Origin of the sequence: Desertimonas flava (assembly GCF_003426815.1) — a bacterium.
Lineage (GTDB): Bacteria > Actinomycetota > Acidimicrobiia > Acidimicrobiales > Ilumatobacteraceae > Desertimonas > Desertimonas flava.
Map to the genome: position 1 here is coordinate 52,852 of NZ_QKYK01000017.1, position 14,192 is coordinate 67,043.

Consider the following 14,192-nt stretch of genomic DNA (forward strand, 5'->3'; position numbering starts at 1 on the left):
GGCTCGGACACTCGACATCGACAGACAGATCGGCGTCGCGGGACGACGTCATCGCGCACGCATGGGGGGAGCAGCAATGAATCCGACAGGACGACTGAACATGACGGCCCGGCGTCTGGCGGCGGTGGCCGCCGGACTGGCGGCCGTGGGCGCCGCGACCGGATCCGTCGCGGCGACGGCCCCGACCGGGACGGAACCGGTCGGGTCGGAACCGACCGGCGGCATCGCCCAGGTCTTCGCGGAGGCCGGATACGACTGGAGCGACCTCGACCTCGCCGACGTGACCGTCGACGTCGGTCAGCTGATCCCGCGCTCGGGTGACTTCTCGTTCCTGGGTGACGCCATGCTCGCCGGTGCCGAGCTCGCCGCCGAGCAGATCCGCGCCGCGGGTGGGCCGGCGATCGAGTTCCACACCGAGGACATCGGTGCGGGGGACCCGGAATTGTCCACCGCCGGGGCACGCACCCTCGTGTCCGATGGCGTCCCCGTCATCCAGTCCTCGTTCGGGCCGGCGACGCTCGCGGTCGTGCCCATCGTCGAGCAGTCGGGCACCTTGCTGTTCCAGACGGCCGGGGCGACGGAAGATCAGCTCGACGTGAGCGACTTCCTCTGGATGGGTCGTCCGACGGCGACCGACCCCTACCCGGCGCTCGCCGACTACGTCGTCGAGACCAGTCCCGACATCGAGCGCGCCGCGCTGATGGTGTGGAACGAGGGGTCGGCGATTGCATCGGCGAAGCTCATCACGGACCGGTGGACCGAGCTCGGCAACGAGTTGGTGATCGAGGAACTCGTCGCTGTGGGCGAGGCCGACATGGGCGCGAGTGCGACGCGAGTCGTCGGGGCCGATGCCGAAGTCGTCTTCATCGTCACGTTCGGCGGCGACACGGCGACCGGTATCAACGCCCTTCGCGACGCAGGCTTCGAGGGGCAGATCGTCGGGGTCGACTGGAATCCCGCCGTCACCGAGGCGTCCGGCGGCAGCGACGACGGGTACCTCTTCGTGACCGACGCCCAGGACGCCACGCTCAGCGATCCGTTCGCCCAACTCTACCTGACCGGCTATCCGGAGGCGACCGGCCTCGACATCGACGTCTTCTCGGCGCTCTTCTGGGACAACACCGTGCACATCGCCGAGCTGGCCGCCCGGGTGGTGCGCGAGGGCGGCGATCCCAACGACAGCGCAGCGATGATCGCGGCGTTGAGCGGTGATCCGCACATGCCCAACAGCAGCGTGGGCACACCGGTCGCGTGGGATGTCGAGACGGGAGCCCAGACCTTGAAGCCCCACGGCTTCTATCTCGTCGAGGGTGGCGTCCCGACGCTGATCGGGCTCGTCACCGATGGTGAGCTGGAGCTCGGGGCCTCCCTCGAAGACGCCGGGTGAGCGTCCTCCCGGACCTCGACCTCGCCGCGCAGCTCTTCGTCGACGGCCTCGTCGACGGCAGCTTCGTCGCGATCGTCGCGGCCAGCTGGAGCGTGATCTATTCGACGACGAAGGTGTTCCACTTCGCCCATGCCTTGACGTTCGTGGTCGCCGCGTACGTGACTGCCCTCGTCGCCGGAACGGCCGGGTTGCCGCGGCCGCTCGCCCTGGCCGCCGGCGTCGGCGCGGCGATGGTCGTCGGCGCGGCGACCGAGGTGACGCTCTACCGGCGGCTGCGCAACCGGGGTTCGTCGGGGTTCGGGATGTTCCTGGCGTCGATGGGACTGTTCATCGTCGGCATCAACGTGCTGTCGATCGTGCTCGGCACGCGACCGCGCAACATCGGTCGCTTCCCGTCGAACGCCATCGAGTTCGGGCCGGTGCGGGTGACGGTCGTCGACCTCGTGATGGTCCTGGCGGTCTGGTCGATCGTCGCCGCCACCTTGCGATTCGAGGTCCGCTCCCGTTGGGGGCGAGCGATGGTGGCGGCTCGTGTCAACCCCACGATGGCGCGAGCGGTCGGCGTCGACCTCCAGCGCGTCTACCTCGTGGCCTTTGCCATCGGATCCGGCCTGGTCGCGCTCGCCGCGTTCTACCAGACGGCCAAGACGTCGGCCCAGCCATCCATGGGGATCGACCCGATCATGTCGGGGCTGGTGGCGATGTTCCTCGGTGGGGTCGGCCGCACGGCAGGCGCCGTGCTCGGCGCCCTGATCCTCGGGGTCAGCCAGAACCTCGGTGGCCTCTGGCTGCCGGGCCACTGGCAGGAGATCGTGTCGTTCGTGATCCTCTTCCTCGTGCTGCTCCTGCGGCCGCAGGGACTGCTGGCGTCGCCGTCGTGAACAGCATCTGGATCGACGTCGCCAACCGTGGCCTGATGTTCGCCATGCTCGCCGTGGGCGCCAACGTGCTGCTCGGCGTGGCCGGACAGCTGTCGCTCGCCACCGCGGCGTTCTTCGGGATCGGCTCGTACACGTCGGCCGTCCTGACCGCGGATCACGGCTGGGGCTTCCTGCCCGCCACGTTGGCTGCGATCGCAGTCAGCTCGCTGCTCGGGGCCGTTCTCGCCCTCCCCGTGCGTCGGGTGCAGGGTGAGTACGTGGTCCTCCTGACGCTCGCGTTCCTCAGCGTGGTCAACCGACTCGAGAGCTCGTGGATCGACCTCACGGGCGGGGCCACGGGCAAGTTCCCCATCCCGGGAGCGTGGGTCTTCGGTCTCGAGCCACGCACGCCGTGGGGGTTCCTGCCCGTGAACGTGGTGCTGCTCGTCATCGTGGTCGTCGTGTGTCTGGCGGTCGTCGAGTCGCCGTACGGGCGGATCCTCAAGGGCTTGCGCGACGAACCGACCGCACTCAGCGCGGTCGGGGTCAACACGTTCCGCACTCAGCTCTCGGTGTTCGCGCTCTCGGCGGGCGTGGCCGGTCTCGTCGGCTCGGTGTGGTCGGCGTACTTCGCGTTCGTTGCCCCGACGGCCTTCAACCTCGACCAGACCATCTTCATCGCAGCCATCGTCGTGCTCGGCGGCATGGGCAACCTCTGGGGGTCGGTGATCGCCGCGTTCGTCCTCGTCGCCATCCCGCAGATGCTCAAGTCGGTCGACCTCGGTGCCGACCACAGCGCCCAGATCCAACAGATCGTGTACGGCGCCGCGCTGGTGGGTTTCATGCTGCTTCGTCCCCAGGGGCTCTTCCGGGAACGGGTGGCCGAGCGGGGCGGTAGTGATGTGGGCCCTGTCGTCGGCGTGTCTTCACGGGAGGCGTCAGCGCCCCTGGAGGCTCGACAGGTCGGCAAGGACTTCGGTGGTGTGCGCGCGCTGGACGAGGTGTCGATCGAGCTCGCACCGGGGTCGATCACCGCGCTGATCGGCCCCAACGGCGCCGGCAAGACGACGCTGTTCAACGTTCTCGCGGGAGCGCTGGCCCCGGACCGGGGTTCGGTGTGGATGGCCGAGCGCGAGCTCACCGGGCTGCGCGTCGATCAAGTCGTCGGCCACGGCGTGGCCCGCTCGTTCCAGGACGTTCGCCTGTTCGGCTCGATGTCGGCGCTCGGCAACGTCGCCGTCGGGATCGGGGGACAGGTCGGCACCACGCTGCGCGGCATCCTGCGCCATCCGGTGAGGACGTTCCGCCAGCGTGGGGTGGTGCTGGCAGAGGCCGGCGCGATCCTCGACCGCGTCGGGTTCGTCGCCGATCGATCGTGTCCGGTGGCCGACCTCGGCTACGGCGAGCAGAAGCTCGTCGCGCTGGCGCGGGTGCTCGCTGTGCGCCCGACGATCGTGCTGCTCGACGAGCCGTCGTCAGGAACCGACAGCTCGTGGGTCGCCCTGGTCGTCGAGACGATCAGGGATCTCGCCGCCGCCGGAACGGCGGTGTGCATCGTGGAGCACAACCTCGATCTCATCCGCGAGCTCGACGGCACTGCCTACCTCCTCGACGAAGCCCGGATCGTCGCGCGAGGCTCCGTGGCCGAGTTGATGGGCGACCGCCGGCTGCTCGAGACGTACCTGGGGATCAAGTGACCGGTCTCGGCGCTCGTGGCCTGGTTGCCGGGTACGGGGCGGCCACCGTGCTGCGCGGCGTCGACCTGGCGGTGTCGCCGGGTGAGATCGTCGCCGTGCTGGGCCACAACGGTGCCGGCAAGTCGACACTGCTCAAGGCGATCTTCGGTCTCCTCCCGCTCGACGACGGACGGATCGCCATCGGCGGAGTCGACGTGACGAGCGCGGGGAGCCACGATCGGGTCCGTCACGGCCTCGCCTACAGCCCGCAGCAACAGTTCGTCTTCGCCACGCTCAGCGTCCGCGAGAACTTCGGCCTCGCCCGCTTCGCCGTCGGAGCGTCGGCACCGCCGACCGCCGATCGGTTGGTCGAGGTGTTCGAGCTCTTCCCGATCCTCGCCGAGCGCTTGAACCAGCGGGCCGGGACGCTCAGTGGAGGACAGCAGCGCATGTTGAGCATTGCCATGGCGATGCTCACCGAACCGACGGTGATGCTGCTCGACGAGCCGTCGCTCGGTGTGGCCCCGACCGTGATCCGCGACCTGATGGCCGCGCTTCGAACGCTGGCCGCCGACCGTGGTCTCGCCGTGGTCGTGGTCGAGCAGAACGTTCGGCAGGCGGTGGAGGTCGCCGATCGGGTCTGCGTGCTCAAGCGTGGCGAGGTCGTCCATGAAGGCCCTGCCGACGAGGCCCTCGTCGCCCGCGATGATCTGTGGACGCTGCTGTAGGCCCGGTCGCGCTCGTCCGCCGGGCCGGTCAGCCCGAGTAGAGGCTGCGGTAGACGAGTGCGGAGAGCGTGTGCTGCGCGCTCTTCATGTCGAAGTCCACGTCGTCGAGGTCGCCCTCTCGGGCCAACCACACGTAGCAGAAGCCGTCGAGCATCGCGGCGAGCGCCGAGGCCGCGAGGTTGGCGTCGAGGTCTCGCCCCGAGCCCTTGCGCTGCGCGTTCGTCACCCACGAACGGATCGACGTGACGGCCGCTTGCCGGATCGCCTTCCAGTGCCCGTAGAAGGTCTCGTCGACCATGGACTGCTGGAAGACCGCCGTGAGCACGGGCAGCCACTCCTGATAGATCGTGACGAAGTTGCCGACGAGTTGGTCGATCTGCGCTTCTGGTTCCGCCTTCGGGTCGAACATCTGGTTCGCCCGTTCCATGACCGCGTCGCTGAAGTCGCGGAACAGGGCGATGAGGACGTCTTCCTTGCTCTCGTAGTGGTAGTAGAAGGCGGCGGGCGAACGCTTCGCAGCGGCGGCGATATCGGCGACGGTGGCGTTGAGGAAGCCCTTGTCGGCGAACACGTCGGCGGCGGCACGACGAAAGGCCTCGCTCGATCGGCGACCCTTCGTGGTCGCAGGAGGCGAGGCCACCTTCGGGCGGGGGAGAGGTGTCTGGTCCATACGTGTTCAGGCGGCGCGATGCAGGGCTGGACCATACTGTGTCATCGGCCGTGGGGAATCGCGTGAATCCCCACGGACTCGTGCCCCCGTCACCGACCGCTCCGCTGTTCGAGCGATCGCGCCAACACCGCCTGACGACGTCGCTCTACGTCGTCAGGGGTGAAGTCATCGTTCCACGTGCGCATCTCCTCGGCGACGAGCTCCATCCCGGCCGCCCGGTCGAGCCGGGCGAGCTGTTCGAAGTGGGCGAGCATGCGTCGCGCGAAGCGCCGGTCGTTGTCGGCGATGTCAGCTGCGATGCCGGTCGCTCGCTCGAGAAGTTCCTCGTGGGAGAACACATCCACGACGAGGCCCCACCGGGCCGCGGTGGCGGCGTCGATGAAGTTGCCGGTGAGGCACAGCATGCGGGCGCGTTGGAGGCCCACGGCCTCGACGAGGCGAACCGTGAGTCCCGCCCCGGGGAATTGGCCGACACGTCCGTGCGTGTCGGCGAACAGGGCGCGATCGGAGGCGAGCAGCACGTCGCAGTGCAAGGCCAGCTCGAACCCGCCGGCGACCGCGGGGCCGTTGATGGCCCCGATCACGGGGACCTCGACTCGCCATGGCCAGGGGTACTCGGGCCGGTCGGGCAGGCCCAGGTTGTCGCCGGTCGAGCCGAGCTCGTTGAGGTCGAGGCCGGCACAGAACGCCGGGTCGGCCCCGGTGAGGACGATGGCGTCAACCGACCCGTCGGCCCCGAGCTCGGTGACGAGGCGAGGGAGCTCCTCGATCAGGGTGGAGGAGAGGGCGTTGCGGCGGGCGGGGCGGTTCAGCGTGACGATCCCGACTCGTCCCCGTCGCTCGACCCGCACGGTCGTCGCCTCGCTTGCGTTGGCTTGGATCACGGTCTTATAGTCCAGTTCTTCGAAACTGATGTCAATAACGAAACTTTGCAAGGGGGCGCGGAGTTCCGGACAAGGGGCCCACATATGGGGGAGCGTCCACCGGAACGACGTCACCGAGAGCGCCTCCACTCGTAGGGAGAACCACGTTGCCGACCGAGCAGATCCAGACACGTGACAGCGCGACCGACGAACCACGTCCGGTGACTCGATACCTCGGCGACTGTGCCCGGCTGTGGCCCGACGCCGTCGCCTGCGTGATCGACGACGGGTCGTCCGAGATCACCTACCGTGAGCTCGACGAGCGGTCCAACGCCCTGGCTCACGGTATCGCCGCGCTCGGCTGCGGCCCTGGCGACACGGTGGCGATCATGCTCGAGAACTCGATCGAGTTCGCCGTCGCCTGGTGGGCCGCCACCCGCAGCGGAATGTACGTCACGCCGATCAACTGGCACCTGACGTCCGGCGAGACGCAGTACGTGCTGGAGAACTCTCGGGCCAAGGTCGTGATCACCAGTCCGAGCACGTCGGCCGACGCCGCGGCGGCACTGGCGGCCACGAACGTGATCGAGATCCAGGTCGGCGCGGCGGCCGTCGGCAACGACGACCTGATCGACTTCGCCACGTTCCTCGGCGAGCACCCCGTCCACCCCATCGAACGGGAGCTCGCCGGCGGGCCGATGTTCTATTCGTCGGGTACGACCGGCCGGCCGAAGGGCGTCAAGCCGAAGCTGAGTGGCCAACACCCGTCGGAGTTCACCTCGGTGTCGAACCTGATCATGGCGACGTTCGGCATCGGGCCCGGAGACCGGTACCTGAGCCCCGCGCCGCTCTACCACTCGGCCCCGTCGAGTTGGAGTTTCGGGGCCCACACGGTCGGCGCCACCTCGGTGATCATGACGAAGTTCGACGCGGCGACGGCGCTCGGCCTCCTCGACTCCCAGGGCATCACCGTCTCACAGTGGGTGCCGACCATGTTCCAGCGGATGTTGCGCCTGCCCGACGACGTGCGCTCCGCCTATCGCGGCGTCACCCATCAGAAGGCGTTCCACGCGGCCGCCCCGTGTCCGGCCTCGGTGAAGCGGGCGATGATCGAGTGGTGGGGGCCGATCATCTGTGAGTTCTACGCGGCGACCGAAGGTGGCGCGACGTTCATCGATTCGGCCAGCTGGCTGGAGCATCCCGGATCGGTCGGCCGGCACTGGTCGGGGGGCACGATCCACATCCTCGATCTGATCGACCGCTCGCCGGTGCCCCCCGGCGGCGAGGGCCTGATCTACTTCGAGGCGTTCGCGGCGAACCGCTTCGAGTACCACGACGACCCGCAGAAGACGGCATCGGTCTATCACGGCGACAACCTCGTGACCGCCGGCGACATCGGCCGCATCGACGAGGAGGGCTACCTCTACCTCACCGACCGCCTGAGCAACATGATCATCTCAGGCGGCGTCAACATCTATCCCGCCGAGATCGAGCAGCACCTGGCGGGTCACCCGGACGTGATCGACGTGGCCGTCTTCGGGGTGCCCAACGACGAGTTCGGCGAGGAGGTCAAGGCCGTCGTCCAAGTCGCCCCCGCCGACCTCGACCGGCCCGATCTGATCGACCATCTGAACCGCTTCTGCCGAGAGGGTCTGGCCGGGTTCAAGTGCCCCCGCTCGTTCGACCTGGTCGCCGAGCTGCCCCGTGACGAGAACGGCAAGCTCTATAAGCGACGGCTACGCGACGAGTACTGGCGCAACCGCGAGTCGAAGTTGGTCTGAACGGTGACGCACCTCGACACCGCCCCCACGACGACGGCCTCCGAGAGCGAGCTCGTCGACGAACGCATCGATCAGCTCCTCGCCGAGTGCCCGCCGGCCTCCACCGACCGCCGGACGTTTCTCGGGGCCCAGTTCGACCTCGGGCTCGCCTGGGTGGACCACCCCGTCGGCCTCGGTGGGCTGGGCGTCTCGGCCCGCTTGCAGAACGTGGTGTTGCAGCGCTTGTACGAGGCGGGCGCGCCCAGCGCCCGACTCCGCAATGCGATCGGGATCGGCCACGCCGCCCCGACGATCGTCCATCACGGCACCCCGGCTCAGCAACAGCTGTTGCGCCCGATGTTCACCGGTGAGGAGCTGTGGTGTCAGCTGTTCAGCGAACCCGGTGCCGGCTCCGATCTCGCCAACGTGTCGACGCGGGCCGTGCGTGACGGGTCGCAGTGGATCGTCAACGGTCAGAAGGTGTGGACCAGCCTGGCCCACGTGTCGGACCGGGCGATGTTGCTCACGCGCACCGATCCCGACCAGCCGAAGCATCGCGGCCTGACCTACTTCCTCATCGACATGCACCAGCCGGGCATCGAGGTGCGGCCCCTGCGGCAGCTCACCGGCGACGCCGAGTTCAACGAGGTGTTCCTCAACGACCTCGTCCTGTCCGACGACGATCGCATCGGCGATGTCAACGACGGCTGGCGGGTCGCGACCACCACGCTGACCCACGAGCGCGATGCCAACGCCGCCACGATCGCGCCCCGCGGCTCCGGCGCCATCGGCGAGGCGATGCGGCTGTACGGGCGGCGGGGACGGCCTGGCGGCGAGACCAGGGCTCGGCTCGTCACCTGTTGGATCGACGCGGAGGTCAACCGACTGACGTCGATGCGGGTCGCCGCCAACCGCCAGCGAGGGTCGGTCGGGCCGGAGGGCTCGATCGGCAAGCTGGCCTCGAGCCTCGTCAACCAGCGGATCATGAACCTGTGTGCCGACCTGCTCGGCACCGAGGCCCTGCTGTACGCGTCGTACGAGATGCCGCGCGTCGGGGCCCACGACGCGGGTGCGGTGGCCGCCGCTGGGTGGCTGGCCGACTCGTTCGAGGCGAGCGACGACCCGTCGGTGCTCACCGACGACCAGCTGCGTCACGCGTACCTGCGATCGGTCGCCAACCAGATCGAGGCTGGTTCGTCGCAGATCATGCGCAACATCATCGGTGAGCGCGTGCTCGGTCTCCCGGGTGAACCGAGGGTCGACAAGCACGTCGCCTGGGGCCAGCAACCCGGCAGCTCATGACGTGCTGAGGTTCGACGGACTCACCGCCGTGATCACGGGAGCGGGTCGTGGCCTGGGCGAGGCCCACGCACGCTTGCTCGCCGAGCGGGGCGCGGCCGTCGTCGTCAACGACCTCGATGACACCGACGTCGCGGCGTCGATCGTGGCTGCAGGTGGTCGCGCTGTAGGGGTCGTCGGTTCGGTGACCGACCCCGCGGTGCGGGAGCGACTGGTGTCGACCGCGATCGCCGAGTACGGCGGGCTCGACATCCTCGTCAACAACGCCGGGATGGGGCGTCCCCACCTCGCCGCTGAGCTCGTCGAGGCTCACCTACGGCTCGAGTTCGACGTGCACGTGGTGGCGGCGCTGATGCTCGCGTCGCTCGCCTGGCCACACCTGCGATCGGGCGGTGACGGCGCCGTCGTGTTCACCACCTCGACCGTGGGGCTCGTCGGCCAGGCCGGATCGGTGGGATACGGCGCGGCGAAGGCGGCCCTGCTGGGCGCGACCACGGTGCTGGCAGCCGAGGGCCGCACCGACGGGGTGCGCGTCAACGCCATCGCGCCGATGGCCCGGACACGGATGGCCGGGGAGGTGTTCGGAGCGCTCACACCGCACCTCGCGCCCCGCCACGTGGCCGAGGTCGTCGCCTGGCTCGTCCACCCGTCGTGCCCGGTGAGCGGCCGGGTGCTGTCGGCCGGAGGGGGCCGCGTCGCAGGAATCTCCCTGACCGTCGGGCGAGGGGCTCGCGTCGAAGGCCTCGACGACGTGCCCGCCACGTGGGCCTCCCTCGAGGACGACGAACAGCTGACCCTGGCGACCGCACTCGACGAGATGGCCCTGATCGAGCAGGCACTCGGGCTGTCGGCCGCCACCCCGATCACGGAGGAACCATGACCGACGACTGCGTGTACCTCGGCGACTGGGCCAAGGTCGAGCCCGACCGACAGGCGCTCGTGGTCGGTGACGGCGACGAAGTCCGCACGTACCGGGACCTCGACGAACGATCCGTGCGCGTCGCCAGCGCCTTGCGGGGGCTGGGACTCACCGTCGGCGACGGCGTGGCGATGATGCTCGACAACTCGGCGGCGTTCCTCGAGGTGTGGTGGGCAGGCATGCGCTCGGGTCTCTATCTGACGCCCATCAACTGGCACCTGACGGCACGAGAGGTCCGCTACCTGCTCACCGACAGCGGGGCCAAGGCGGTGGTCGTCCACGCCCGACTCGTGCCGGTCGTGCTCGACGCCCTCGGCGACGAACCCTCGGCCATCACGATCATCGTCGTCGGGCCCGGTGATCGTCCCGCCGCGGCGATCGACTACGAGGAGCTCGTCGCAGGCGCCGACGCGACGACAGCGGCCCCGGAGGTCGCCGGCGGGATCATGTTCTACTCGTCGGGGACCACCGGCCTGCCCAAGGGGATCCGCCCACCGCTGTCGGGCGGACCGCCCACCGACAAGACGTCGCTGATGCACTACGTGGGCCAGCGCTACGGCGTGCCGCACGGGGCTCGCTACCTGTCGACCGGTCCGCTCTACCACTCGGCACCGATCTCGTGGTCGTCGAGCATGCACACGCTCGGCTCGACGGCGGTCGTGATGCACCGCTTCGACGCCGAGGAGTCCCTGCGCCTGATCGAACGTCAACGGGTCACCCACGTGCAGTTCGTCCCGACGATGTTCCAACGCATTCTGAACCTGCCTGACGACGTGCGAACCCGCTACGACCTGTCGAGCCTCCAGGCGGTGTGGCATGCCGCTGCGCCGTGCTCGGTCCGTCTCAAGCGGGCGATGATCGGTCTCTTCGGCCCGATCCTCTGGGAGTACTACGCCGGCAGCGAAGGCGGGGGCACGATCATCAGCTCACCCGAGTGGCTGGAACGACCCGGGTCGGTCGGGAGGCATTGGACGGGCGGGCCGATCATCGTGCTCGATCCGGCGACCCGCGAGCCGGTGCCGGCCGGCGAGCCCGGGCTCGTGTTCTTCGAGGCCCTGGCGTTCCACCGCTTCCAATACCACAACGATCCGGTCAAGACGGCGTCGGCGTACCACGGGGACCTGTTCACGCTCGGCGACATCGGCTACGTCGACGACGCCGGCTACCTGTTCCTCACCGATCGCATGAGCAACACCATCATCTCCGGCGGGGTCAACATCTATCCCCAGGAGATCGAAGACGTCCTCGCCGAGCACCCTGCCGTGCGCGACGTCGCGGTGTTCGGCGTGCCGGACGACGAGTTCGGCGAGCAGGTGATGGCGGTGGTCGAGCTGCACGACTCCGACTCCGAGCGGGCCGACGACGGTGACCGCGGGTCGCTCGTCGCCGAGCTGCAACGCCACGCCCGCGAGCGACTTGCCGGGTTCAAGGTGCCCCGGCGGTTCGGCTTCACCGACGCACTGCCGCGTGACAACAACGGCAAGCTCTACAAACGTCGCCTGCGCGACCAGTACTGGGAGGGTCATGACTCCAAACTCGTCTGACGATCGGAAGGTGACCGGGGTCGGCGATCCAGCCGCACCGCCGTTCCGGCGGCTCGTCGGCCAGGTGGTCGCGGTCGGCGATCTGGACGCCGCCGTTGCCGACTTCCAACGATGCGGCTTCACGCTCTCCGATCGCTCGGCCCGCCCCGAATGGGAGATCGACACCGCGACGTTCGGCTTCCGCGACGGCTGCTACCTCGAACTGGTCACCTCGACGGGTCGGAGCCACGAGATCGGACGTACCGTCGGGTCGTTCCTCGATCGGCGAGGCGAGGGCCTCTACATGACCACCATCGAGGTGCCTGACGTCGCCGACGTGTTCGACGCGCTCGGTGGACTGGACGGCGGCATCGTCGCCGCCGAGCCGGCAGCGGCTCCGCCGGACCGCGGCATCCCGTGCGATCTGCTGTGGATCCGGCCCTCGAGGTTCGCCGGCGCATTCGTCCAGCTGCTCAGCTACCGCGACGGACCGTTCGTGGAGGACGCGGTGACGCCCGGCATGCGTGGGCTCTTCAACCAGGCGATCGCCGTGTCGGACATCGAGCGGGCGGTCGCCGACGTCGAACGGTTGGGGCAACGGGTTTCCGACCGCAGCAGCCGCGCCGACTGGGGCCTCGACACGGCCACGTTCCACCTCGGCCCGGAGAGCAGCATCGAGTTCGTCGCGCCGCGCGACCGGGGCCGGCCGACCGGCGGTGCCGTCGGGGCGTTCCTCGACCGCACCGGCGGTGGCCACTACATGACGGTGTTCGAGGTTGACGACGTCGAGGACCTCTATCGGTCCTACCAGGCGTCGGGGGTACGCACGCTCGGCCCGCCGACGCGCACGCCGCCCGAGTCGCCGTGGCCCCCGGCCGACCAGTTCTGGATCCACCCGGCTGTCACCCACGGCGCCTTCATCGAATTCCTCACCCTCGTCTGACATGGCTCGTGAGGACTGGGACGACGTCCGCGACCCGTTTCTTGCCCGCCGTCAGCGCATACGTACGGAGATGGGCGGGGCGGATCGGGTGAGTGCGCTCCACGCCGCCGGTCAGGCGACGGCCCGCGACTGGATCGCGGCCCTCGTCGACGAGGGCTCGTTCCAGGAGGTCGGAACGTTCGCCTGGGCAGCCGGCCGCGACGAGGAGTGGCTGCCCGGCGATGGCAAGATCGGCGGGTACGCGACGGTCGGCGGCCGACCGGTGGCGGTTGCCGGGGACGACGTCACGGTCAAGCGGGCGACGAGCGCCATGGTGGGCAACGAGAAGTTTCACCGGCTCTTCGAGTCGGCCATGCGCGCCGGGACGCCGTTCGTGTACTTCGGGTCGTGCGGCGGCGGTCGAATCCCCGACATCCTGGGGGCCACCGGATTCACGGCCGTGCGCGGGTATGAGGGCGTCGCCCGTCGTCGCAGGGCGATACCACTCGTTGCTGCCATCGTCGGCGACTCGTTCGGCGCCTCGTCGCTCCTCGCCGGTCACGCCGATCTCACCGTGCAGATGCGGGGCACGTGCCTCGCCGTCACGGCGCCGAGCGTGATCGAGGTGGCCACAGGGGAGGCGATCACCCCTGAGGATCTCGGCGGCGTCGCCGTGCACAGTGAGCGCACCGGCCTCGTCGATGTCGTTGCCGACGACCTAGCTGGGGTGGTGACCACCATCGAACGGTTTCTCTCGTACCTGCCTTCGCACGCCGGTACCGAGCCGCCACGGTCACCGTGCCCCGATGTGGCCAATGATCCCGGACTCCTCGATCTGGTGCCCCGGGCCCGCCGGTCGGCGTACGACATGAGCGCAGTGGTGGACCGGATCGTCGACCCGGGTTCTTACTTCGCCATAGGGGCCCGATTCGGAAGAAGTCTGTTGACCGGTCTCGCTCGGCTCGGCGGCATTCCGATCGGCCTCATCGCCAACCAGCCGAGCTACCAGGCCGGCAGCCTCACCCCGGACGCGTGCGACAAGGCGATCAGATTGATGTGTCTCTGTGACGCGTTCGGTCTGCCGATCGTGATGTTGCAGGACACCCCCGGCTTCCTCGTCGGCAGCGGGCCTGAGCACGACCGGCTCGTGGCGAAGGCCGACGTGATGCAACAGGCCTACGCTCTCGCGGCCGTGCCGAAGGTGACACTTCTGCTCCGCAAGGGCTTCGGTCTCGGCTATTACGCCATGGGCGGCAACGACGTCGGCGGCGACGCCTTATTCGCATGGGCCGGGTCCGAGATCGGGTTCATGGATCCCGTCGCCGGCGCCAACGTGGTGTACGCGGCCGAGATCGCCCGCCTCCCACCCGACCAGCGCGACGAGCATCGCCGCCGGCGCGCGGCCCAGCTGGAGGCATCGACGAAGGCCGACGGTCCGGCAGCGGCGATGCGGGTGGACGAGCTGATCGACCCGATCGAGTCGCGCCCTGTCCTCGTCGCCGCCGTCCGACGATTGTCGAGCCGGGCCGTACCAGCTCCCCGGCCGCTGGCCTCGTGGCCGACCCGTTGGTGAGGAGTTGATGGA

At 69.2% G+C, this 14,192-nt stretch carries 12 protein-coding genes; 10 read left to right on the plus strand and 2 right to left on the minus strand.

The features are described 5' to 3' along the window. Positions 1 to 100 precede the first annotated feature (100 nt). Genes DN771_RS18285 through DN771_RS18300 form a run of 4 tightly spaced genes read left to right on the plus strand, consistent with a single transcriptional unit; the run spans position 101 to position 4,651 of the window. On the plus strand, positions 101 to 1,387 hold the full coding sequence (locus DN771_RS18285) for an ABC transporter substrate-binding protein (RefSeq protein ID WP_162942101.1): 1,287 nt from the start codon (positions 101 to 103) through the stop codon (positions 1,385 to 1,387). Then, the gene (locus DN771_RS18290) at positions 1,384 to 2,268 is read left to right on the plus strand and encodes a branched-chain amino acid ABC transporter permease (RefSeq protein ID WP_116998997.1); all 885 of its coding nucleotides are present in this window, start codon (positions 1,384 to 1,386) and stop codon (positions 2,266 to 2,268) included. The genes DN771_RS18285 and DN771_RS18290 overlap by 4 nt, the downstream gene beginning before the upstream one ends. Then, complete coding sequence (locus DN771_RS18295; RefSeq protein WP_116998998.1) at positions 2,265 to 3,944, plus strand: branched-chain amino acid ABC transporter ATP-binding protein/permease; 1,680 nt, start codon at positions 2,265 to 2,267, stop codon at positions 3,942 to 3,944. Before DN771_RS18290 ends, DN771_RS18295 begins: the two co-directional genes overlap by 4 nt. After that, complete coding sequence (locus DN771_RS18300; RefSeq protein WP_162942102.1) at positions 3,941 to 4,651, plus strand: ABC transporter ATP-binding protein; 711 nt, start codon at positions 3,941 to 3,943, stop codon at positions 4,649 to 4,651. The genes DN771_RS18295 and DN771_RS18300 overlap by 4 nt, the downstream gene beginning before the upstream one ends. Before the next feature lie 28 nt (positions 4,652 to 4,679). Here DN771_RS18300 and DN771_RS18305 read toward each other — a convergent pair whose 3' ends face one another. Together DN771_RS18305 and DN771_RS18310 are read right to left on the minus strand one after the other, a co-directional pair. After that, positions 4,680 to 5,321 carry a TetR/AcrR family transcriptional regulator gene (locus tag DN771_RS18305; protein WP_116998999.1) on the minus strand — a complete coding sequence of 214 codons (642 nt, stop codon included), beginning with the start codon at positions 5,319 to 5,321 and terminating at the stop codon, positions 4,680 to 4,682. An 89-nt stretch (positions 5,322 to 5,410) separates the two neighbouring features. Further along, positions 5,411 to 6,205, minus strand: coding sequence for an enoyl-CoA hydratase (locus DN771_RS18310; protein ID WP_162942103.1), 795 nt, complete (start codon positions 6,203 to 6,205; stop codon positions 5,411 to 5,413). A gap of 200 nt (positions 6,206 to 6,405) precedes the next feature. Here DN771_RS18310 and DN771_RS18315 point away from each other — a divergent pair, with 200 nt between their 5' ends. Genes DN771_RS18315 through DN771_RS18340 form a run of 6 tightly spaced genes read left to right on the plus strand, consistent with a single transcriptional unit; the run spans position 6,406 to position 14,180 of the window. After that, complete coding sequence (locus DN771_RS18315) at positions 6,406 to 7,965, plus strand: AMP-binding protein (protein WP_162942104.1); 1,560 nt, start codon at positions 6,406 to 6,408, stop codon at positions 7,963 to 7,965. Between the two features lie 3 nt (positions 7,966 to 7,968). Continuing rightward, the gene (locus tag DN771_RS18320; RefSeq protein WP_116999002.1) at positions 7,969 to 9,246 is read left to right on the plus strand and encodes an acyl-CoA dehydrogenase family protein; all 1,278 of its coding nucleotides are present in this window, start codon (positions 7,969 to 7,971) and stop codon (positions 9,244 to 9,246) included. A gap of 1 nt (position 9,247) precedes the next feature. Beyond that, a complete protein-coding gene (locus tag DN771_RS18325) occupies positions 9,248 to 10,123 on the plus strand; it encodes an SDR family NAD(P)-dependent oxidoreductase (RefSeq protein ID WP_162942105.1) in 876 nt (291 codons plus the stop codon). Continuing rightward, entirely contained in the window at positions 10,120 to 11,706 is a 1,587-nt protein-coding gene (locus DN771_RS18330) for an AMP-binding protein (protein WP_116999004.1), read from the plus strand. Before DN771_RS18325 ends, DN771_RS18330 begins: the two co-directional genes overlap by 4 nt. A 10-nt stretch (positions 11,707 to 11,716) precedes the next feature. Beyond that, positions 11,717 to 12,628, plus strand: a complete 912-nt coding sequence (locus tag DN771_RS18335) for a VOC family protein (RefSeq protein WP_162942106.1) — start codon at positions 11,717 to 11,719, stop codon at positions 12,626 to 12,628. A gap of 1 nt (position 12,629) precedes the next feature. After that, the gene (locus DN771_RS18340) at positions 12,630 to 14,180 is read left to right on the plus strand and encodes an acyl-CoA carboxylase subunit beta (RefSeq protein WP_116999006.1); all 1,551 of its coding nucleotides are present in this window, start codon (positions 12,630 to 12,632) and stop codon (positions 14,178 to 14,180) included. The last annotated feature ends 12 nt before the right edge of the window (positions 14,181 to 14,192 follow it).